This is a genomic window from Hyphomicrobium sp. LHD-15, from assembly GCF_031157355.1.
Lineage (GTDB): Bacteria > Pseudomonadota > Alphaproteobacteria > Rhizobiales > Hyphomicrobiaceae > Hyphomicrobium_C.
This window is the reverse complement of sequence record NZ_JAVIFT010000002.1, coordinates 1,084,989-1,106,609: the sequence shown is the minus strand read 5'-3', so window position 1 is coordinate 1,106,609 and position 21,621 is coordinate 1,084,989. Positions and strand designations below refer to the sequence as shown.

Annotated in this window: 19 protein-coding genes; 10 read left to right on the top strand and 9 right to left on the bottom strand. The window is 63.3% G+C overall.

Annotated features, from left to right (window positions below):
• Positions 1 to 8 precede the first annotated feature (8 nt).
• From RCO24_RS11680 to RCO24_RS11670, 3 genes are all read right to left on the bottom strand, one after another.
• Positions 9 to 221 (bottom strand): hypothetical protein, encoded by a 213-nt coding sequence (locus RCO24_RS11680; protein WP_308962205.1) that lies wholly within the window; start codon positions 219 to 221, stop codon positions 9 to 11.
• Between the two features lie 106 nt (positions 222 to 327).
• Positions 328 to 1,170 (bottom strand): S49 family peptidase, encoded by an 843-nt coding sequence (locus RCO24_RS11675; RefSeq protein ID WP_308962204.1) that lies wholly within the window; start codon positions 1,168 to 1,170, stop codon positions 328 to 330.
• Between the two features lie 47 nt (positions 1,171 to 1,217).
• Positions 1,218 to 1,925 (bottom strand): methyltransferase, encoded by a 708-nt coding sequence (locus RCO24_RS11670; RefSeq protein ID WP_308962202.1) that lies wholly within the window; start codon positions 1,923 to 1,925, stop codon positions 1,218 to 1,220.
• A 276-nt stretch (positions 1,926 to 2,201) separates the two neighbouring features.
• On the opposite strand from RCO24_RS11670, the gene RCO24_RS11665 reads away from it, so the two are divergent.
• Entirely contained in the window at positions 2,202 to 3,218 is a 1,017-nt protein-coding gene (locus RCO24_RS11665; RefSeq protein ID WP_308962200.1) for a polyprenyl synthetase family protein, read from the top strand.
• Positions 3,219 to 3,241: 23 nt separating this feature from the next.
• On the opposite strand, the gene RCO24_RS11660 is transcribed toward RCO24_RS11665, so the two are convergent.
• The 3 genes from RCO24_RS11660 to RCO24_RS11650 form a co-directional block, all read right to left on the bottom strand.
• A complete protein-coding gene (locus RCO24_RS11660; protein ID WP_308962198.1) occupies positions 3,242 to 4,153 on the bottom strand; it encodes a 4-(cytidine 5'-diphospho)-2-C-methyl-D-erythritol kinase in 912 nt (303 codons plus the stop codon).
• A 77-nt stretch (positions 4,154 to 4,230) separates the two neighbouring features.
• Complete coding sequence (locus RCO24_RS11655) at positions 4,231 to 6,357, bottom strand: tetratricopeptide repeat protein (RefSeq protein WP_308962197.1); 2,127 nt, start codon at positions 6,355 to 6,357, stop codon at positions 4,231 to 4,233.
• 138 nt (positions 6,358 to 6,495) lie between these two features.
• Positions 6,496 to 8,175, bottom strand: coding sequence for an electron transfer flavoprotein-ubiquinone oxidoreductase (locus RCO24_RS11650; RefSeq protein ID WP_308962195.1), 1,680 nt, complete (start codon positions 8,173 to 8,175; stop codon positions 6,496 to 6,498).
• Positions 8,176 to 8,309: 134 nt separating this feature from the next.
• Between RCO24_RS11650 and RCO24_RS11645 the strand changes: the two genes are divergently transcribed.
• Positions 8,310 to 9,245 carry a uracil-DNA glycosylase gene (locus tag RCO24_RS11645; protein ID WP_308962193.1) on the top strand — a complete coding sequence of 312 codons (936 nt, stop codon included), beginning with the start codon at positions 8,310 to 8,312 and terminating at the stop codon, positions 9,243 to 9,245.
• Between the two features lie 68 nt (positions 9,246 to 9,313).
• Complete coding sequence (gene moaB / locus RCO24_RS11640) at positions 9,314 to 9,856, top strand: molybdenum cofactor biosynthesis protein B (RefSeq protein WP_308962192.1); 543 nt, start codon at positions 9,314 to 9,316, stop codon at positions 9,854 to 9,856.
• An 18-nt stretch (positions 9,857 to 9,874) separates the two neighbouring features.
• Here moaB and RCO24_RS11635 read toward each other — a convergent pair whose 3' ends face one another.
• Positions 9,875 to 10,612 (bottom strand): TIGR04283 family arsenosugar biosynthesis glycosyltransferase, encoded by a 738-nt coding sequence (locus RCO24_RS11635; protein WP_308962190.1) that lies wholly within the window; start codon positions 10,610 to 10,612, stop codon positions 9,875 to 9,877.
• Between the two features lie 183 nt (positions 10,613 to 10,795).
• On the opposite strand from RCO24_RS11635, the gene RCO24_RS11630 reads away from it, so the two are divergent.
• The gene (locus RCO24_RS11630; RefSeq protein ID WP_374990944.1) at positions 10,796 to 11,929 is read left to right on the top strand and encodes a PA0069 family radical SAM protein; all 1,134 of its coding nucleotides are present in this window, start codon (positions 10,796 to 10,798) and stop codon (positions 11,927 to 11,929) included.
• Between the two features lie 100 nt (positions 11,930 to 12,029).
• On the opposite strand, the gene RCO24_RS11625 is transcribed toward RCO24_RS11630, so the two are convergent.
• Positions 12,030 to 12,899, bottom strand: a complete 870-nt coding sequence (locus RCO24_RS11625) for a hypothetical protein (RefSeq protein ID WP_308962189.1) — start codon at positions 12,897 to 12,899, stop codon at positions 12,030 to 12,032.
• Positions 12,900 to 13,030: 131 nt separating this feature from the next.
• On the opposite strand from RCO24_RS11625, the gene RCO24_RS11620 reads away from it, so the two are divergent.
• The 5 genes from RCO24_RS11620 (at position 13,031) to RCO24_RS11600 (ending at position 19,465) form a co-directional block, all read left to right on the top strand.
• Positions 13,031 to 13,681: a ribonuclease HII gene (locus tag RCO24_RS11620; protein ID WP_308962188.1), complete on the top strand. Its 651-nt coding sequence runs from the start codon at positions 13,031 to 13,033 to the stop codon at positions 13,679 to 13,681.
• 225 nt (positions 13,682 to 13,906) lie between these two features.
• A complete protein-coding gene (locus RCO24_RS11615) occupies positions 13,907 to 14,134 on the top strand; it encodes a hypothetical protein (protein WP_308962186.1) in 228 nt (75 codons plus the stop codon).
• Between the two features lie 224 nt (positions 14,135 to 14,358).
• On the top strand, positions 14,359 to 16,074 hold the full coding sequence (ybaL, locus tag RCO24_RS11610; protein WP_308962184.1) for a YbaL family putative K(+) efflux transporter: 1,716 nt from the start codon (positions 14,359 to 14,361) through the stop codon (positions 16,072 to 16,074).
• 242 nt (positions 16,075 to 16,316) lie between these two features.
• Entirely contained in the window at positions 16,317 to 17,999 is a 1,683-nt protein-coding gene (locus tag RCO24_RS11605; RefSeq protein WP_308962181.1) for a methyl-accepting chemotaxis protein, read from the top strand.
• A 380-nt stretch (positions 18,000 to 18,379) separates the two neighbouring features.
• On the top strand, positions 18,380 to 19,465 hold the full coding sequence (locus RCO24_RS11600; RefSeq protein WP_374990955.1) for a site-specific DNA-methyltransferase: 1,086 nt from the start codon (positions 18,380 to 18,382) through the stop codon (positions 19,463 to 19,465).
• A 185-nt stretch (positions 19,466 to 19,650) separates the two neighbouring features.
• Here the strand turns inward: RCO24_RS11600 and mutY are convergent, their stop codons facing one another.
• Positions 19,651 to 20,757, bottom strand: coding sequence for an A/G-specific adenine glycosylase (gene mutY, locus RCO24_RS11595; RefSeq protein WP_308962178.1), 1,107 nt, complete (start codon positions 20,755 to 20,757; stop codon positions 19,651 to 19,653).
• 101 nt (positions 20,758 to 20,858) lie between these two features.
• Between mutY and RCO24_RS11590 the strand changes: the two genes are divergently transcribed.
• A complete protein-coding gene (locus RCO24_RS11590; RefSeq protein ID WP_308962176.1) occupies positions 20,859 to 21,491 on the top strand; it encodes a DciA family protein in 633 nt (210 codons plus the stop codon).
• The last annotated feature ends 130 nt before the right edge of the window (positions 21,492 to 21,621 follow it).

The window sequence follows — 21,621 nt, the reverse complement described above, 5'->3', positions numbered from 1 at the left end:
CGCAGCGACTACTTCGCGCGCGGGCGATACACGCCGGATTTGGGATCGAGTTCGAGCGTGCCGAGATCCTTCGGCGCCCCGCGCCCACGCGCGACAGCATCGCGCAAATCGGCTTCCTGCCGGCGCACCGCGTCTTGCATCTGCGCCACTTGGCGCGACACCCATTTGTAGCCGGCGTATAGACCAGCGCCGGCAATCACCAGAGCGAAAACGTGTGGCATGGCGAAACCTGCTCCACCAGACCATGATCGCTTCGGACCCTATCAGTCCGAAGCGTGAATCATAGGTCTCATCGAAGACCCAAAAGCGCACCCGGCAAGGAAAGGTTCAAAGCCCGAACCGCGACCAGAGGGCGCGAATTTCCACAGCCGACACCAGATCGTCAGCAAATGCAAGACCTTGATGTGCGTCTGAACCCAGTCCGCCCAGCACTGAGGGGAGCTTCCGCATCCGGCTGAACAGCCCCCGCTCGGCGGCGACCACGCGTAGCCGCACGTTCGGGCCATGGATCTCGCGCATCTTGGTGCGCACGTCCGAGATGCCGTCGATCAGTCCCAATTCGAGGGCTTCCGGCGCTGACCAGAACGCCCCCGAGAACACCTCCGTATCCGGCCCCTTGATGCGGCCGAGACGGCGATCCTTCACGACCCCGATGAACACGTCGTGCACGGTCCGCTGGATCGCCTTCAGCCGCTCGATATCTTCGGCCTTCTCCGGCTGAAACGGATCGAGCGCACCCTTATTGGTGCCCGCGGTGTAAACGCGGCGCGAAATACCGAGCTTTTCGATGGCCCGATCGAGCCCGAAGCTCGCCGAAATCACGCCGATCGATCCCACGATCGAGGAAGCATCCGCATAGATCTCGTCGCCGGCCACCGCCAGATAGTAGCCGCCCGAAGCAGCCACATCTTCGCAGAATACGTAGATCTTCTTGCCCTTTTCATCCGCGAGCTGACGCAGACGGCGGAATAAGAGGCTCGACTGCACTGGACTGCCGCCCGGCGAATTGATGACGACCGCCACCGATTTCGCACGCGACATCGAGAACGCCTTTTCGATCGGCCCGGCCAGCGTCGCGATACTGAGGCCGGGGCGCAGGGGCGCGGCCATGCCGATGGCACCGGAAAACCTCAGGACAGGCACCACGACGCCGCGGTTGAAAAGCCCCATGCGATCACATCCTTTCGAAGTTTCTCGGTCGAAACGTTACGCCTGCCTCAAGAGACGGCGCCAGCTTCCCAGGCTCTCCCATAGGCCACTGCGAGAGACTGGCCAAGCCGGAGAACGCCCTCGGCCCCCGCCGTGAAGCGCTCGTCCTCCTCGTGTAACAACAGCCCTGATTCGAGGCGGAATGGTGCACGCGACCCCTTGGTGCCCTTGAGGATGATGCGCCCGGCCGGCTCGCCGGCATGCGAATGAAGCGGCAGCGCCGAAAGCCCGCCGAAACGGCCTTTGAGCGCCTGGATCAGCTCCGGCAGCGCCGCGGTCTTGTGAACGATCAGCGCTTCTCCTCCCGGCCGGGCCATGCGCGCCAGAAACCGGCACCAGTCGTCGAGCGCCGCCTCCGGCATGGCGTGCGCCGCTGCCTTGAGGGCATGACGCGCGGCCGTCCCCGCGCCCTCGGTGTGATAGGGCGGATTGGCGATCACCTGGTCGAAAGTTGCTTCGCCGACCCCAGCCGCCGCAAGCGCCGCGGTCGAAACTTGCAGAAGATCCGCTTCCACAATTGAAACGCGTTCGCCGAGGCCGTTCCGCGCAATGTTCTCCCGCGCCAACCGCACGAGATCAGGCTCCCGCTCGATAAGCACAACCTCGGCCTGCCTGCAGCGCCATGCGACCGCGAGACCGGCCGTCCCCACGCCAGCGCCGACATCCAGCACACGGAACGGGCCGCCCACCCGTTCGCTCACCGCGGCGGCCAGCATCACGGCGTCCAACCCCGCCCTATAAGCTTGACGAGGTTGGAGAATTTGGAGCCTCCCCCCGAGAAATGCATCATCACTGACAGTCATGGCATGTCTCGTGGAATCTCGTTTTTCCGATGCGTCGCCGCGAAACTCTGGGTAAGGTGCACAAACATAGTGCGATCGACAGAAGAAATGCAGCAAACCCATGAGGGGGCAGCAGGAAATCGTCAGATCGGGCTATCGCCATAGCTTATGCAGTCAAGAAACGTACGCAACAAACTTAGGAATCTGCCCGTGGGAGTTGTTGTCCCCCTGAACGACGCGCGCGAACCTTCGCAAAGCCTCGCGCCACTGCTGGAACTCGTCAACGAGGATATGAATGCGATCAATCGGATCATCCTCGACAAGGCCGTTTCCCACGTCGAGTTGATTCCGAAGCTCACTCACCACCTCGTGAACTCGGGCGGCAAGCGGCTGCGGCCGATGCTGGCCATCGCCGCCTCCAAGCTCTGCGCCTATCGCGGTGACGGCCACGTGCGCACGGCCTCCGCCATCGAATTCATGCACACCGCAACGCTGCTCCACGACGACGTGGTGGACGAAAGCGATACCCGCCGCGGCCGCAAGACGGCCCGCCTCATCTGGGGCAACCAGGCGACGGTTCTGGTCGGCGACTTCCTGCTCGGCCAGGCCTTCCGCATGTTGGTCGACGTCGGCTCGCTTCCCGTGCTTCGGATCTTGTCCAACGCGGCCGCCACCATCGCCGAAGGCGAGGTGATGCAGCTCGCCGCCGCCAAGAACACCTCGACCACCGAGGACGCTTATCTCGCGATCATCGACGCCAAGACGGCCGCCCTATTTGCTGCGGCAGCCGAAGTCGGCGCGGCGATCGCCAACCGCCCGGCCGATGAGCAGGCTGCACTCCGGTCCTATGGCCGTAACCTCGGCCTCGCCTTCCAGCTTGTCGACGACGCCCTCGACTACTCTGGCGACAGCGCCAATCTCGGCAAATCCGTGGGCGACGACTTCCGCGAAGGCAAGATCACGCTGCCCGTCATCCTCTCGTTCCGCCGCGGCAGCGACAAGGACCGCGAGTTCTGGAACCGCACGATCGTCTCGAGCGACATCCAGTCGGGCGACCTAGAGCACGCCATCGGCCTGATGAAAAAGCACGGCACCATCGAAGCCACGCTGGATCGCGCCCGCTACTACGGCGGCATCGCGCGCGACGCCCTCGCCATCTTCCCGGACAGCCGCGAGAAGAGCGCGATGCAGGACGTCATCGACTTCTGCATCGCTCGCGCACACTAGTCGCTGACGAGCGGGGTAACGCTTTACGCCTCCTGGCGCAGCGAACCGCCACCGAGCGTCGTCGAAGCGGTCCACCAACTCGGATGCTCGGCAGCAAGCTGCTGCCGGGCAGCATCCGCCGACGCGCCATCCGGAAAAATGCCGAAGCACGTCGGACCCGCACCGGACACGGCTGCGTGCTCGATCCCCGGCGCGCGCCGAAGCGCGGACAACACCTGCCCGATTTCCGGAACAACCGCCTCCGCGGCGGCTCCGAGATCATTTCCCCGCTCGCGAGCAAAATCGATGAGCGCGCCGCGATCCGCCAACTTCGGAGCCGGCGGCGGCGCATAGTCTGGTGCAAGCGGCTCCGCGCCTAGCGCACGAAACACGCGCGCGGTTTTGTCAGCGGGAACAGCAGCCATCGGGTTGACGAGCACGGCGTGAAGTGCAGGGAGAACGCCGCCAAGCTCGGCAAGCCGCTCACCGGTCCCCGTCATCCAGAGCGGGCGGCTTTCGAAGCACACCGGCACGTCGGCCCCGAGTTCGCGCGCCAGCCCATGCCAATCGATGTCGCGCCCCGCCTCGACGTTCGTCCGCCTCACGGCGCGCAGAAGCGCACCCGCGTCAGCGGACCCGCCACCGATACCAGCCGCAACCGGCAAACTTTTTTCGAGATGAACCGCCCCGAGTTCGAGCTTCGGTTTGCACGCGTCGAGCAGATCCAGCGCCCGGCCGAGAATATTGGCGCCCGCCAGCCTGTCGGCGAAAACCCCGGAAAGACTTAAACCCGGTGGCAGCCCCGGATCGAGCGTCACCACGTCGCCGACGCTCGCAAACACAACGAGGCTTGCAAGCTCGTGAAAGCCGTCGGAACGACGGCCGGCAATTTCGAGCGTGAGGTTGATCTTCGCCGCAGCGAACTCACGGATGCCGAACTCACCCTTTGGCGTCATCGAACAGCATCCGTGCGGAGATCGGCCGCCAGCGCGACCCTACAGGATCGCGCCGTCAGCCATCACAAATGAAGGCGTTATTTCTGCTCGTTTTCCTGCGCCTTGGCCGCTTGCTTGCCGTTGCCACCGGCTGCATGAGGCGTCTCGACCCCGGTCAATCCGGTTTCGAGCTTCTTCTTGATCTTCGCCTCGTCATCGGGCTCGGGCTTGAGCGACAGCGCCTGATCCCACTGATAGCGAGCCTCGCGCTCCCGGCCCACACGCCAAAGCGCATCGCCGAGATGATCGTTGAGCACCGGATCGTCGGGCTTCAATTCCACGGCCCGCTCCAGGTAGCGCACGGCATCCGCAAAATTGCCCTGCATGTAATGCGCCCAGCCGAGGCTATCGACGATGTAGCCGTCATCCGGCTTGAGCGCGACGGCCTTCTCGATGTGCGCCATGCCCTGCTTCAGGTTGCGCCCCTGGTCGATCCACGAATAGCCGAGATAGTTGAGGATCAGCGGCTGATCCGGATAGAGCGCCAGCGCCTTCTCGAGATCCGCTTCAGCTGCGGTCCAGTTTTTGAGCCGCTCGTAGCTCGTGCCGCGCGCATAGTAATAGACCCAGTGCCGCCGCTCGGGCTTAGGCACCAGAGCAAGTGCCTGATCGTAGTAGGGAATGGCTTCGGCATAGAGCTTGCGCGCCCGCAAGATATTGCCGAGCGCATCGAGAATTTCGAGCCGGTCCGAAACCGTGAGCGGCATCGCGGTTTCCGCGGCATCGGCCGAAGTCTTGGCCGAAGGCGCCGCACTGCCGCCGACAATCGTGCGGAAGGTTTGAGGCCCAACAACGCCGTCGGCCTTCAAGCCGTTCTTGCGCTGGAACGCCACCACGGCCTGACGCGTTCCGTCACCGAACTTGCCGTCCGCCGTGCCGATCGTGTAGCCGAGCGCGGTCAACGCCTCTTGCAGCTTCTGCACCGCGTCACCGCGCTTGCCGAGCCGCAGCACTTCGTCGTCCGCCAGCGTCGCAAGGCTCGATGCCGATTCCGAAACCGCAGGCGCGGCTTCCGCCTTCTGGGGCTCCGCCGAAGACTTCGCCCCATCTTCGAGCAACCGTGTCAGCGTCGCGCGCGCTTCATCCACCTTGTCGAGCGAATTGAGGTTGAACGCCTTGCGGATCTCGACCGCGGTCGCGAGCGGGCTCGTCCGCGGGATGCGCTCATAAACGTTGATCGCATCGGCGTATTGCTTGTTGCCTTCGTAGGCACTGGCCAGCGCCGCGAGCGCGAACTGCTGGTCCGGTTCGACAAACAAGGCCATCTGCATATAGAGCACGCCGACGGCAACCGCGCCCTCGCCGATCAGGGCTTCGCCGAGACCGTAGAACACTTCCGACATGCCCTGAGACGCCGTCGTCACGATCGGATCGATCTTCTTGTTGGATTCGATCGCGGCCTTGAGGCTGCGCAGCAGCGGATGCCCGTCGCCCTGCGACTTCTCGATATGCTCGTTGACGATCGAAAGCGCGCGCTTGCGATCGCCGATGTGGGCCGCGTGGCGCGAATAGGCGAGTGCCGTGCGCAGCGTCCGGGAATCCTGCGTATAGACACGCTCGTAGGCAGCCCGCGCGTCGTTGCGGCGCCCGGCGATGTCGGCGATCAGTCCCTTGTGATAGCGCAGGAAAAACTGCGCCCATTCGGCCTGCTTCGGAAGATCGAGCTTGGTCAGCGCGCCGGCTGCATCGTTCTGAGCGAGTTCGACCCAAGCCAGCGCCATCGCGCTCGTCAATTCGCCGATCGGACCCGATCCGGCCGCTTTGAAATGCTCTTCGGATTTGCGCCAGGAGCCCGCCTTGAAATCCCGCAGTGCCAGCGCGAGCTGCGCCATCCGGTGCTGCTTCTGCACGCCGACGAGATCCTCGGCGAGCTTGAACGCGCGCGTCCAGTCTCCTCGAGCGGCCTCGATCTGGAAGGCCTGCTCCAGCAAAAGCTCGTTGTCGGGGTCATGGACGAGAGCGTTGCGATAGAACTCGGCGGCCTCGGCTGCGTCGTTCTGCGCCCGCGCGATGCGCCCGGCGAGATAACTGCCGACCAGCGAATGAGTGCCGTCGAACAATTCGACCGCATCGGCCGTCTCGCCTTTGGATAGGCCAGGAGCAGCGACGAGCCCCACGGCCAAAAGAGGAACGAGGACGGTTAACCGACCACGGCGAGCTCTCATTCTATTGATCCTCTTAGGGAAGCCCAGCACGACTTCTCGGGAGAGTAGCAAACCTTTCGACCGGTTGGCGACCCCACTTAAACGGTGATCCGAACTTAAATTAACCGGAATCTGTCCGCCCTGCCGGGAAGCGGACCACTACATCTCGGCGTAATTCGGTCCGCCGCCGCCTTCCGGGCAGACCCAAGTGATATTTTGGCTCGGATCCTTGATATCGCAAGTTTTGCAGTGAACGCAGTTTTGGGCATTGATCTGGAAGATCGCCTCGCCCGCGTCGGTGCGCACCACCTCGTAGACGCCCGCCGGACAATACCGCTGCGCCGGCTCCGCATATTGCGGCAGGTTGACCTCGATCGGAATGAACGGATCCGTGAGCTTCAAATGAACCGGCTGATCTTCCTCGTGATTTGTCGCTGAGAAAGAAACGTTGGTCAGTTTGTCGAAGGTGAGCTTGCCGTCCGGCTTCGGATAGACGATCGGCTTCACGTTCCTGGCCTTTTCAAGCGTGGCACTATCGGGCTTCCCGTGCCGCAGCGTGCCGAGCGGCGACCAGCCGAACAACAGCGTCCTGAGCCACATGTCGATGCCGCCGACCGCGATACCGATGAACCCGAGCTTCGACCACAGCGGCTTGACGTTGCGGACGCGCTTGAGATCTTGCGCAATATCGCCGCTCCTGACGTCGCTTTCGTAGGTGCTGAGTTCGTCGTGAGCGCGCCCCGCCCCGAGCGCGGCGACCGCCGCTTCGCCGGCCGCGATGCCGGACAGGATCGCGTTGTGACTGCCCTTGATGCGCGGCACGTTCATGAAGCCGGCCGCGCAACCGATCAGCGCGCCACCCGGGAACGCGAGCTTCGGAATCGACTGCCAGCCGCCTTCGGTCAGCGCACGCGCGCCATAGGCGATCCGGCGTCCGCCTTCGAACACATTACGGATCTTGGGATGCGTCTTGAAGCGCTGGAACTCGTCGTAGGGAGAAAGGTACGGGTTCTTGTAGTTGAGGTGCACGACGAAACCGACCGACACCAGATTCTTTCCGTAGTGATAAAGGAAAGAGCCGCCCCCCGTTTGCCGGTCGAGCGGCCAGCCGAAGCTGTGCTGCACCAGGCCCGGACGATGCTTGTCCGGCGCAACCTCCCACAATTCCTTGAGGCCGATGCCGTACTTCTGCGGCTCGCTGTTGCGCGCAAGATCGAACTTCTTGACCAGGGTCTTGGTGAGCGAGCCGCGCGCGCCTTCGGCAAACAGCGTGTACTTGCCGCGAAGCTCCATGCCGCGCGTGAAGCTGTCCTTGGGCTGCCCGTCTCGGCCGACACCCATGTCGCCCGTCGCGACACCCACCACCGCTCCGTTCTCGTCGTAGAGCACTTCCGCCGCCGCGAAGCCCGGATAGATTTCGACGCCAAGCTCGGCCGCCTGCTCGCCGAGCCAGCGCACCAGCAGCCCAAGGCTGCCGATGTAATTGCCGTGATTGTTCATCAACGGCGGCATCAGAAAGTTCGGCAGCCGGATATCGCCCGCCGGACCGAGCAACAGGAACACGTCTTCCTTCACCTCGGTCGTGAGCGGCGCCCCGCGCTCGCGCCAATCCGGGATCAGCCGATTGAGGCCCTTGGGATCGATGACCGCGCCGGAGAAAATATGCGCGCCAACCTCGCTGCCCTTCTCGAGCACGACGACAGAGACATCCTCGCCCTTTTCGGCGGCGAGCTGCTTGATGCGTATTGCGGCCGCAAGCCCGGAAGGCCCCGCTCCGACGATTACAACATCGAACTCCATGGCCTCCCGTTCGGGGAGGTCAGCGCCTTCGCTCGCCATCGTTTCTGATCCTATCGCCGCCACTGCCTTTTCCGTTTGGTACCAATTGGGGGAGGCGTCAAGTCCGTGAACGACGTAGCTCCCCCGCGCCCTGTGCGTGCATTTGCGCCGCCGCACCGCTAAACTGCACCGCAATGCAAACCGAGACCGACACACAAGTGCTTGCGGCCCTTCTCGACTGGTATCGAGAGATGGGAGCGGACACCGCCGTTGCCGAGAGCACGGTCAACTGGCTGGAGCGCGGAGACGCGGCACCAGGCCACACCTTTCGCCTGCCGGAATCAGAGGCTCGGGCACGTCCCGAAGCTGAAGCGAGAGCCCCTGAAACCAGGGCTCGCCCGGCGGCAGGCCCATCCCAATCCGTGGACAGCCCAAAGAACTCCGCGCCGCCGCGTGCTTCATTCCAAGCCCCCCAGGCCGCGCCACGTTTTGACGCCCGCCCCCCGTTCTCGGCGACGCCCCCCGATGCCGCCGAAATCGCGGCCCGCACCGCCGCCGGCAAGGCGGAGAGCCTGGAGCAGCTCGAAGCCGCTCTCCGCACATTCGACGGATGCGGCCTCAAGGCGACAGCCAAGAACCTCTGCTTCTATCGCGGTGCCGCCCGAGCACGCCTGATGATCGTCGGAGAAGCCCCCGGGCGCGAAGAGGATCTCGAAGGCAAACCCTTCGTCGGCCGGGCCGGCCAGCTGCTCGACAAGATGCTGGCCGCGCTTTCGTTGAGCGAAGCGGACGTCCACATCACCAACGTCGTCTATTGGCGCCCGCCCGGAAACCGCACGCCGACACCACAGGAAAGTCAGGTCTGCCGCCCGTTCCTCGAACGCCAGATGGAGCTGGTCGAGCCGGACGTCGTGCTGCTGCTCGGGGGCGCTGCCGCCAAGCAGGTGCTGGACGTCGCCGAAGGCATCATGCGCATTCGCGGCAAGTGGCGCGAGATCAAGAGCGGCCAGCGCACCGTAAAAACCATGGCGACGCTGCATCCGGCTTATCTGTTGCGCACGCCGGCCGCAAAACGCCATGCCTGGCGCGACCTCCTCGCCGTCGAAGCCGCGCTTGGCAAGACATCCTGATGATCCCGCAGGCCAGCGTCTTCGTATCTCCCGATGCATAGAGAAACCGCCAGAGACACACCCTCCCAATGACCCGCATCGACGAAAGCCGCCCCTTCATTCCGGTGCGCATCGCCATCCTGACGATGTCCGACACGCGCACTATCGCCGAGGACAAATCCGGCGACACGCTCGCCGCGCTCACGACAGAGGCTGGGCACACTGTCGCCGCCCGCGCGCTCCTGAAGGATGACGCCGAAGCGATCCGCGCCCAGGTCTCGGCCTGGATCGCCGATCCCGAAATCGATGTCGTGATCACCACTGGCGGCACCGGCTTCACCGGCCGCGACGTGACGCCCGAGGCGGTAAAGCCGCTCTTCGAAAAGGAGATCGACGGCTTCGCGATCCTCTTCCACCAGCTGTCGTTTCAATCGGTCGGCACATCGACGATCCAGTCCCGCGCCTGCGGCGGCATCGCGCACGGAACCCTGATCTTCTGTCTGCCGGGATCGACGGGCGCCTGCAAAGATGCCTGGAACGGCATTTTGAAATGGCAGCTCGACAACCGCCATCGCCCCTGCAATTTCGTGGAAATCATGCCCCGCTTCGAGGAGCATCGGACAAAAGTCTGACGATGCCTCGGGAGAGGCCTAAGGCAGACCGCGATGCGCGATCGGCTCGCCCTCGGGTTCGGAACGGCGTCCGAACAGATTCGCGATCGTCGGCACCGGCACGCCGAGCATGTAAAGGCCGAGACGCGCCTGATTGCGGACCAGCCTCGAAACCAGGCTTTCCCGCCGATAACGCTCCGCGTTCGTCATCGCGCGCGCATTGAGCGTCACGATGCGGCTGCGTCCGATGCGGCGCACAAGATCAACGTCTTCCATCGACGGCAGCGGCGCAAACCCGCCAACCTCGTCATAGAGCGCGCGAGAGATGAGCAGCCCTTGGTCGCCATAGGGCACCTTCAGGAGGCCCATCCGAAGCGACGCCAGCGTTTCGAGCGTACGCGGCAGGAAGCCTTCGTCATCGAGCGCGAACTTGAAGCTGGCCGCCGACACGCGGCGCCGCCCGCTCGCCACGCGCTCGATGTGGAGCCCCGCTTCCCGTTCCCACCCGGCTTCGAGGGAAGTGTCCGCATTGAGGAACAGGATCCACGGGAAACGCGCGCGCGCCGCCCCCGCCTTGAGCTGAGCGCCCCGTCCGGCTTCGCTCTTGAGCAACTCGGCGCCGGCGCTGTCCACGATTTCGAGCGTCCGGTCCGTCGAACCGCCGTCGACGACGATCACCTCGCGCACCAGCCCATCGACGGCTGCCGGCACGAGCGAAGACATCGTCTCGGCCAGAGAAACCTCGGCGTTGAGCGTGGGTATGACGACAGAAATCATGCTTTCTCTTGCACCAACTCACTTCCCCCAACAAGCGCGACAGCTCCTGAAGGTTCAATAAGCGCCGTAACGCCGCAGAAAATGCGCCGAGCGCTGCGGATACGTCACGATATGGTTTGTGGACAAATCTTAGCGCCGACCTTTGTTCTTTATTTGTTCTCGCTGCCGGTGTAGGTTCATTCCATGACTGCGAACCGCACCCCTGCCGCAAAATCCGCCCCTGCCCGGTCCGCGGCCGCGCCCGAGAGCATGGTCGACGAAAACCTCAGGCGAGGCCGGGGTGCCCGCTCCAACCATTCCGGCCGCTTCGAGACAGAGCGGCGCACGAGCTTCGACGACGGCTGGGAAGGGCTCGCCGACCTCGAAGCACTCCGCACCGAAATCTTTATCGAGCCCGCGCGCTCCATCATCACCCGCAACCAGAGCCCAGACATCTCGTTCGACCAGTCGATCAATCCCTACCGGGGCTGCGAGCACGGGTGCGTCTATTGCTATGCCCGCCCATCGCACTGCTATCTCGGCCACTCGGCCGGTCTCGACTTCGAAACCAAGCTCTACGCCAAGACCAACGCCGCCGAGTTGCTCGAAAAAGAGCTGGCGAGCAAGAGCTACACGCCGAAGGTAATCGCGCTCGGCACCAACACCGATCCTTACCAGCCCATCGAGCGCGAACAGCGCATCACGCGGCAGATCCTTGAAGTTTTGGAACGTACCGGCCATCCGGTCGGGATCGTGACGAAATCCTCGCTCGTGCTGCGCGATGTCGACATCCTCTCCCGCATGGCCGCACGCGGACTTGCCAAGGTCGCGATTTCGGTCACCTCGCTGGATCGCCGGATCGCACGCGCCATGGAACCCCGCGCGGTGACACCGGCCAAACGCATCGAGGCCATCCGCGGGCTTTCCGAAGCCGGCGTCCCCGTCGCGGTGATGGTCGCGCCGATCGTGCCAGGCCTGACGGACAGCGAGATCGAACGCATTCTTGAAGCCGCCCGCGGTGCCGGCGCCGAGGAGGCCGGCTATGTGCTGTTGCGCCTGCCGCTCGAGATCAAGGACATCTTCCGCGAATGGCTGGCGAGCGAGTTCCCCGATCGCGCCGACCGCGTGATCAACCTTCTGCGCTCGATGCACGGCGGCCAGGATTACGTCGCCGAGTTCGGACGCCGCCAGAAAGGCAACGGCCCCTACGCGGAGCAGATCGCGTTGCGGTTCAGGTTGGCTCTCAAACGTTTGGGGCTCAACGAGCGCCGTCACGCGCTCCGCCTCGACCTCTTCACCCGCCCTGTCGGCAAAGGCCAGCAGATGCCGTTGCTCTAGGGGCAGCAGAAAACAACGCCTCACTGCCCCGCTGCGAGCGATAAAGATGCCGCCACCTAATTGTTGACCAAAGTAAAATCGCCGTTCGATGGTCAAAGTGCTAAGCGCCAGACTTCTTCTTTGAAACCTTAGCCTTCGGCTTTTCAGCAATCAAGCCAGCCTCCGTCGGCGCGCTGCCAGTAGTTTGAGGGACGACCGGTAGCTGAGACAGCATGGCTGTCACAGCGCTCCGAGCAATTCCAAGAATTGAAATTGCCTCGTCGATGGTGAGCGCAACCTCGGGATGGATGAGCGGGTTTCTGTGTAATTTGCTTAGCTGCGCGACCACTGACAGGATGACCTCATCACCCACGCCCTGCCGCCGCATGGCTTCTATGTAGACAGCTATGTTGCGCACCTTGGGATGGGGTGCGCCGCCAGTGACGTGAGTATAGTAGCGTCGAAGGACGGCTTCGGTCGCCCGGAACAGATGGAACCCGCATGCCGTCGCGGTTTCATAGCAGAGGCATTTGCCAGCTTGCTGCACGTCGAACATCGCTTCGGGCACTTTTGAGCTGAGATCATCCGGGAACATTCGGGCAGGGGCATCTAGGAGGGATAGCGTATCGTAACCGCCCTTCTGACTTACGAAGTAAGCCGGCAAAGTGCCCAATTCAGCTAGGAAAGCGATTTTGAATGCTTCGTACGACCGTTTGAGTGCAGCTATCTCCCAGGGAGCTACCGCGCCTTCCCAGCTGTCCGCATCAACGTAAGAGTTGATCTGGCGAAGTAAATCTTGAGCAAGCTGCGTAGAACTGCGGAGAGTTCCAGAAAAAACGCTACTTTGAAGCAGTAGCTCAATCGCACCCTTTGCATCATACAAATCTAATGCCAGATCCATTTTGTTGTGTTCAACGGTCGCATCAAGACGACCCAGTGTTTCGATGCTCTCGGACAACGACCACACATACTGCAACGTGATCCGTATCATGCTTCCCCCGCGATGTGCCGCTAGAGCAAACGCTACACCAACACCTCCGCCACCGTTACGTAACGTATAATGTCCCCCCCTCTATCCACATCCGCCTTTGACACGCCCTTCTTTCCCCGCAACGCTACGCCATGCGGGTGGATGATTCGAGAATTGTGCCGACCTTCGAGCTGGAAGCTGCCGAGCTTGCGCTATCCGGCGGTCCCATTGCCGGCGTGGACGAGGCCGGTCGCGGCCCATGGGCCGGACCTGTCGTCGCCGCCGCGGTAATCCTCGATCCGTCCCGAATTCCCCAAGGCATCGACGACTCGAAAGCGCTCGACGCCGACGACCGCGAACGCTTGTTCGAGCGCATCAGCGTCACCGCGTTGGCGATCGGCGTCGGCGTCGGTGATGTCGACCGCATCGACCGCGACAACATTCTCGCCGCCACCATGTGGGCGATGTCCGAGGCAGTGGGGCAACTCTCCGCGCGCCCGCGCCTCGCCATCATCGACGGCAACCGGGCGCCGCGCCTCGCCTGCCAGACCCGCACCATCGTCAAGGGCGACGCCAAGTGCCTGTCCATCGCCGCCGCCTCGATCATCGCCAAGGTGACGCGCGATCGCCTTATGGTTGAGCTGGCGCGCGAAATGCCCGGATACGGCTTCGAGCGCCACAAGGGCTACGGCACACCCGAACACCGCGCCGCGCTGGTTCGCCTTGGCCTCACCCCGCAACATCGCCGCTCGTTCAAGCCCGTCCAGCTTGCGCTCAGCTTGGCCGAGGCTTCGGCCTCCTGACCGAACCGAGCTTGCCGGTCCGGTCCGCATTCGGCTCTTCCTCATCGAGGCTGGTGACGCCCCACCGGAAATGCAGCCTCCAAACCAACACCAATGTTGAAATGCTCATCATTCCCGCTTTAGAGTGGGAATATAGCCCGGCCAGCATCCAAAACCGGATCGGGCAGTCGGAGGTACGCTCGACGGCAACAACCGCTCACGCGAGTGAGCGCCGCGAGGTCGCCCATGCTGATCCAAGTTCTGATCGTCGCCTGCCTGCACTCCAATCCGAACTTCTGCGAGGACTTCCGCGTGCCTGTCGAGCCGCAGGAAGATTTTCGCTATGGCATCACCCCGACGCTCTGCACGAAATTCACGATCGATCTCGTGCAAACCTGGGAAACGCAGCACGAAGCCTATTTCGTGAAGAAATGGACGTGCGCGAATTATGTGAAGCCCAAGGTCACGCTCTGAACGCACCCGTGCGGCAAACATCAACCGCGCCTGCCGGCTTGGATCAGCGCACTGAAAAGCAGGCTCTCCTGCGCGATTTGCCTGCAAACCACTGCGGGTGGCACGCCTTGCCTCATAAGACAGCAAATTGCCTCGCAAGAAACCTTGCGTTTTGGCGCCCCGCCTGAGATCGTTTGTCCTCGACATCCTCCGCCAATTCAAACGATCGGGAAACAGCCCGCACAATGCCGCATCACACGCCGCTCATCGCGACGATTGTCACGGGCCTCGCACTTGCTTTCGTGTTCGGCGCATTGGCGCATCGTATTCGGGTGTCTCCCCTTGTCGGCTATCTCGTCGCCGGCGTCCTCATCGGACCTTATACACCCGGCTTCATCGCGGATCAGGGCCTCGCCAACGAGCTGGCCGAGATCGGCGTGATCCTGCTGATGTTCGGTGTCGGCCTGCACTTCTCGATGAAGGAACTGTGGGCGGTGCGGAACATCGCCGTACCCGGCGCGGTGGTGCAGATCGCCGTCGCAACGCTGCTCGGGGCCGGTCTCGCGCATATTCTCGGCTGGACGGCCGGCGCCGGCCTCGTGTTCGGCTTGGCGCTCTCCGTCGCGAGTACCGTCGTTCTTTTGCGCGCGCTCCAGGAAAGGCGCCTGGTCACGACGGAACGCGGCCAAATCGCCGTCGGCTGGCTGATCGTCGAGGACCTCGTCATGGTTCTGACGCTGGTCCTTCTACCGGCGGTCTCACCTCTGCTCGGCGGCAATACCGAGGGTCAGCCGAACGGCTCGGCGTCTCTCGATATCGGCCAGCTGTTGACGACGGTCGCCTTCACCATCGGCAAGGTGGCCGCTTTCGTTGCCATCATGATGCTCGTCGGCCGCCGCGTCATTCCGTGGATTTTGCACTACACCGCCCACACCGGCTCGCGCGAGCTGTTCCGGCTCGCCGTGCTGTCGATCGCCCTCGGCGTCGCCTTTATCGCTGCCAATTTGTTCGGGGTCTCGTTTGCGCTCGGAGCCTTCTTCGCCGGCTTGATCTTGAGCGAGTCGCAGCTGTCCCAGCAGGCGGCCAACGAAAGCCTCCCGCTGCGCGACGCCTTCGCCGTGTTGTTCTTCGTGTCGGTCGGCATGCTGTTCGACCCGATGATCGTCGTCAACCAGCCGCTCGCCGTCGTCGCAACCGTACTCATTATCGTGATCGGAAAATCGCTGGCGGCCTTCGCCATCGTCCGTGCATTCGGCCATCCGCTCGGAACCGCCTTCACGATTTCCGCGAGCCTTGCGCAGATCGGCGAGTTCTCGTTCATTCTCGCCGCACTCGGCATGAGCCTCGATCTGCTTCCCGCCGAAGGCCGCGACCTCATTCTCGCCGGCGCTTTGCTATCGATCGTCCTCAACCCGCTCTTTTTCGTGGGCCTCGATCACCTGAAGCCCTGGCTCGAAAAGAAGGATGGCCATCACGCGCCGAACGAGGAGCCCGAGCAGGAAGAGGAGCCCGTCCACGTCACCACGCTCGAAGGGCACGTCATCATCGCGGGCATCGGTCGCGTCGGAAAGCGCATCATCGACGCGCTCGCGCCGGGCAAGCTGCCGCTCTACGTGATCGACGAAAACGAGGAAGAGATCAAACGCCTGCACGCGCGCAGCATCGAGGGAATTGCCGGCAGCGCGACCACATTGATGCACGCCGCCAATCCTGCCAAAGCCGCCATCATGATCGTCGCCATCCCGAGCAACTTCGAGGCCGGCCAGGCCATCGAGCAGGCACGCGCCGCCAACGAGAAAATGCCGATCATTGGCCGCGCGCAGACGGAAGCCGAGGCGGACTATCTGAAGCGTTACGGCGCGACCCATGTCGTCATGAGCGCCGATACGCTTGCCGACGCCATGCTTGCGAGCTATCGCGCCTCGGTCACGCCGCAAAATCCGCCGAGCGACGCGAGCTGACAGCGCGCGCCAAAGCACGCTGCGAAAACGAAAATAAAATCCCGGAAATAAAGCACGTAGCTCGGCACCCAAACGGCCGACTTACGCGTGCCGCCGCGACACGTCGTCATTCAACTCACTAAGAGTAGATAATTTTGTCAATGTTATTCAATTGGTAAGAGGCGTTAGATAAAGTTTTAAATAACATTGCCCGCATAGCCTCCTGTTTTTCAGCGGCTTGCCCAAATTTAGTGGATCGCCCAATGCTCCGTGATGTGAAACTTAAGTACAAAGTCTTGGCACTGATTGCGTTTCTGGCACTGCTTCCGGTCGCAGGAGGCGGTTTGGGTTACCTCAGCCTCTCTTCTCTGAACGACGCTCAGAACTTGGCCATGCGCGCCAAGACCGGCCAGACCTATCTCGAACGCATCAACGGTCTCGTCTACGCGATCGTCATGGACTCGCGCGGCATCTATATGTCGGACGACTGGGCATCTGCCGAGAACTACGGCAAGGGCTTGCTCAAGAGCACCAAGGAACTCGAAAGCGTCACCGGTCTTTGGGGCGAAACCGTTCTCGACGAAGGCCGTCAGGCCTTCACCGACACCAAGGCGACCATCGATGAGTTCGTCCGCTTCCGCACCGAGCTGGTGCGCTTGGCCCGCGAAGACTCGCTCACCGCAGCGAGAGCCTTCGGCGACAACGACGCCAACCGTTCGAACCGCAAGCTGCTGAACGATAAGCTGCGCGATTTGTCTGGCCACTATGAGAAGTTCGTCGAGACGACCGCCGCCGCCGCCGATAGCGCCCAGCACGCGACCATCCGCACTTCGATCATGACGAGCCTCATCTCGCTCCTGACGCTTTTCGCCGGCATCTGGCTGGTGATCGCGAACCTGACCAAGCCCATCGAGAGCATGAAGCTTTCCATTCTGGACCTCGCCGAAGGCAACACCGAAAGCGACATCTACGGCACCGAGCGCAAGGATGAGATCGGCGAGATCGCAGGCGCAGTGCTGATCTTCAAGAAGAACATCCTCGAAGCCGAGCGTCTCCGCGCCGAACGCGCCGAGAGCGAAAAGCACGCAGCCGCACAGCGCAAGGCCGAGATGATGCAGCTCGCCAACCAGTTCCAGGAGAGCGTCGGCCGTGTCGTCGATACGGTCTCCGCTGCCTCGAGCCAGCTCGAGGCTGCTGCGACCCAGCTCACCTTGAACGCCGCCTCTACGCAGGAGCTGTCCGGCAACGTGGCGAGCGCTTCGGAGCAGACGTCGGCCAACGTCCAGGGCGTTGCCGCGGCTTCCGAGGAGCTGTCGTCGACCGTGCAGGAAATCAGCCGGCAGGTGCATGAAAGCTCCGCGATCGCCGACGGCGCCGTTCGCCAGGCCGCGAAAACCAACGCAAACGTCGTCGAGCTCTCGCAGGCTGCCGAGCGCATCGGAGCCGTCGTCGAGCTCATCAATCAGATCGCCGGCCAGACCAACCTTCTCGCCCTCAACGCCACCATCGAGGCGGCACGCGCAGGCGATGCGGGCAAGGGCTTCGCGGTCGTCGCCCAGGAAGTGAAGGCGCTGGCCGCCCAAACCGCTAAGGCAACGAGCGAGATCGGCGCGCAGATCCAGAGCATGCAGGCTTCGACGCGCCAGGCTGTCGAAGCCATCAACGAGATCGCGACCACCATCACCCGCATCTCGGCCGTGAGCGGCAACATCGCCTCCGCCGTCGAGCAGCAGGGTGCGACCACGCAAGAGATCAGCCGCAACGTTCTGGAAGCCGCCAAGGGCACCACCGAGGTCGCTTCGAGCATCAGCGCGGTGAGCCAGGGCGCATCCGAAACCGGCTCGGCTTCGAGCCAGGTGCTTGCTTCGGCAAAGTCCCTGTCGACCGACAGCCGGACCCTCAAAGGCGAAGTCGAACGCTTCCTGTCGATGGTGCGCGCCGCCTAACCAGGTAAGGCTCATCAGCCTGAAAAATTATCGATCTCGAAAGATCGAGTCTTTAGAACAGCTTCCAGTCGCGCCGGCCTTCCAAGGTCGGCGCGACCCTTTTGTTCGCCTTCCGTTCGCCGTAAACCCGTGCGAGTCCTGGCTGCGTTCGAGACCTGCAAACACCCCGCGCATTAACCGAAAATTTACGTCTGCGGTTTACATTCCGTTAACCGTGGGACTGCTTTCTGGTCGCGTTGGGTTCGTTTCATGGATCCCTGGCATTTGTGGTTCTTCCTAGTGAGTTGCGTCGAATGGGTGAGCGTCGTCGTCGGAGTGCGGCTGCAGCGGATCGCGGCAGCCTGGCCAGAGATCGGGCTTTGGCCGGAAATAGAATCCTGGTGGGAGATTGCCTCGACGAGCTTCGTCGAATACCGGATCGAAGCGTAGATCTCGTCTTCGCCGACCCGCCCTACAATCTCCAGCTTTCAACAGAGCTTCTGCGTCCGAACAACACGCGCGTCGACGGTGTCGACGACGCCTGGGACAAGTTCGGTTCGTTCGAAGAGTACGACCGCTTCACGCGCGCCTGGCTCGCCGAATGCCGCCGCGTCCTGAAGCCGGACGGCGCGCTCTGGCTGATCGGCTCCTATCACAACGTCTTCCGCTTGGGCGTCGCGTTGCAGGATCTGGGCTTCTGGATCTTGAACGATGTCGTCTGGCGCAAAGTGAACCCGATGCCGAACTTCCGCGGCCGCAGGTTCACCAACGCGCACGAGACGCTGATCTGGGCCGCGCGCGATCAGAAGTCGCGCTACACCTTCAACTACGAGAGCCTGAAGTCGTCGAACGACGATCTGCAGATGCGCTCCGACTGGCTGTTCCCGATCTGCTCAGGCCCCGAGCGCCTCAAGGACGACGGCGGCCGCAAGGCGCATCCGACGCAGAAGCCCGAAGCGTTGCTTCACCGCGTGCTGCTGGCCACGACCAACCCCGGCGATACCGTGCTCGATCCCTTCTTCGGCACCGGTACCACTGGCGCCGTGGCTCAACGCCTCGGTCGCCGCTGGATCGGCATCGAGCGCGATACCGATTACGCCAAGGCCGCGCACGAGCGCATCGCCAAGGTGACGGCGTTGTCCGACTCCGCGCTCGAAACGACGCCCTCGAAGCGCACCGAGCCTCGCGTTCCATTCGGCACCATCGTCGAGCTTGGAATTCTGCGCGCCGGCTCGAAGCTCTACGACGAGCGCCGCAGCGTACGCGCCGAGGTCAAGGCCGACGGCACCCTCGCCGTACCCGGCAGCCGCGGCTCGATCCACAGGCTTGGTGCCGCCGTGCAGGGCAAGACCGCTTGCAACGGCTGGACCTTCTGGCACTACGAGCGCGGCGGTGTCCTGCACCCGATCGACAATTTGCGCGAACGCGCAAAGGTCGAGCTCGGGCTCACGAAAACACATAGGCCTCACATCATCGCCGCCGAGTAGAGCGCGCGTGCTTCCGGAAGAATAGCGCGGGTTTCGATCCGATTTTCCGGCGCAAGCACGCGGACGCCCTCAGGCGCGATCTCCGGGACTCAGAGCAAATTCGCAGCGGTCGGGTTTTTGCTCTGGGTCCCGGCCATCTCCTGGCCGCACACCCCTGCCTCCTGCCCGTTGCCCGCTGCCTCCCTCTAATGCTCCTTCAGCGCGTGCTGGATCGCCTTCGCCATCACCGAAGGCACCGCCGCATTGTGAAGCTCCCGGCGCGGCACCCAGCGGCAACGCTCCGCGTCGGCCCAGAACGTCAGGCTCGCATCCGTCGGCACGATCGCGCGCAGCACCATCATCTCGAGCTTGAAGTGCGTGAACGTGTGGCTCACGACACCCGGCACTTGCCACCAGTCGGCCTTCACCGGTTGCGCAGTGAGCGCAAGATCCACCGGCAGCCAGTCGTCGCCCCAATCCGTTGATGGGATCTCCAGCATCCCGCCGAGCAGCCCGGCCTCCGGCCGCTTGCGCAAGAGCACGTGCCCATCCTCGCGGAGCGCCAGAAACGCCGTACCGTAACGCACCGGCCGATCCTGCTTCGCGAGCTTGACCGGCAGCTGCTCTTCGATGCCGAGCGCGTGCGCATGGCAATCCTGCTGCAGCGGACACATCAGACACGAGGGCCGCTTCGGCGAGCACACCGTGGCGCCGAGATCCATCATCGCTTGCGCGAAGTCTCCGGCGCGCCGCTGCGGCGTGAGACTGGCCGCGAGACGCTTGAGTTCGCGTTTCGCCGAGGGCAGTGGTTGCTTGAACGAAAACAGCCGCGAGACCACGCGCTCGATGTTGCCGTCAACTGGCGTCGCCGCCTCACCGAACGCAATCGCTGCGATCGCAGCCGCCGTATAAGGGCCGATCCCCGGCAGCCCGAGCAAGCCAGCCTCCGAGCGCGGAAATTGCCCACCGTGATCGGCAACGACCGCCTGGGCGCATTTGTGCAGGTTGCGCGCACGCGAGTAGTAGCCGAGCCCCGCCCACGCCGCGAGCACCTCTTCGAGATCCGCGGCCGCGAGCTTCTCGACAGTCGGCCACCGCGCGAGAAATCGCTCGTAAAAGGGAATGACCGCCTTCACGGTCGTCTGCTGCAGCATGATTTCGCTGAGCCAGACGCGATAGGGATCGGATCGCCTGCCCCGCTTGCTGCGCCACGGAAGATCACGCCGCTCGCGGTCATACCAGTCGAGCAGAGCCGCGACCGTGTCCGGTCCGGCCGGCCGCAGAGGCAGTTGCTTGCGCGCAACAACTCTCACGTTGTCCCCCTTCGAAGCAGTGTCAGCCGCCGAAGTCGCCGCGAATCGATTTCTATCATGCTAGGGATCTGCAACAGCAGTGCATACGATTCCATAGTCACATGCCTCCGAAGCGCACAGAAAAACTGAGAAAATCTCAGCTTCCGCACCCGGCAAGACGGGCGCTGGCGCTCACGCCGAGCGTCTCGCGATTCGCCGCGCCTCAAGTCGCACGCTTCGTGCCCTCCAAGACGGTCGGCAGCTTCGTGCCGACACTCACCAAAAAAGCGTTCGAGAAGTTCGGGTTTTCAACCGCCACCCTGCTGACCGACTGGACGCGGATCGTCGGCGCCGAGATCTCCGGATACACCGTGCCGGAGCGCCTCAAGTGGCCCCGCGGTCGCGAGGGCGACTACGGCGACGAGGACGGCGGCGAGCGCCCAGGCGCAACCCTCATTCTCCGGGTGGACCCGGCCCGGGCGTTGGACGTGGAATATCGCGCCCGCCAGATCACCGACCGCATCAACGCCTATTTCGGCTACCGGGCCGTCGAGACGCTTCGCCTGGTCCAAGCCCCTGTCCAAGATACCAAAAACGCGCGCACTCCGGCCGACGCCAGCTTGCACGCCGCCCCCCGCGCGAGCACGCCCCCTCCCCAGGCACCGGCCACGGAGGACGAGCAGCTGCGGGCCGCTCTGGCCCGCCTGGAACAGGGCATCCTGCGGGACAAGGCCGCTGCCGCACGCCGTCCCTAGCCTTTTCGCACCCTTCCCGCGGTGCAAACCCTGCGCATTCAAATGGCATTCAGCCTGGATTTGCCTTAATCGGGCACCGGCCCCATGTTATCAGCCGGGCCGTGAAATCTATTGCGCCCGAGACCAGATC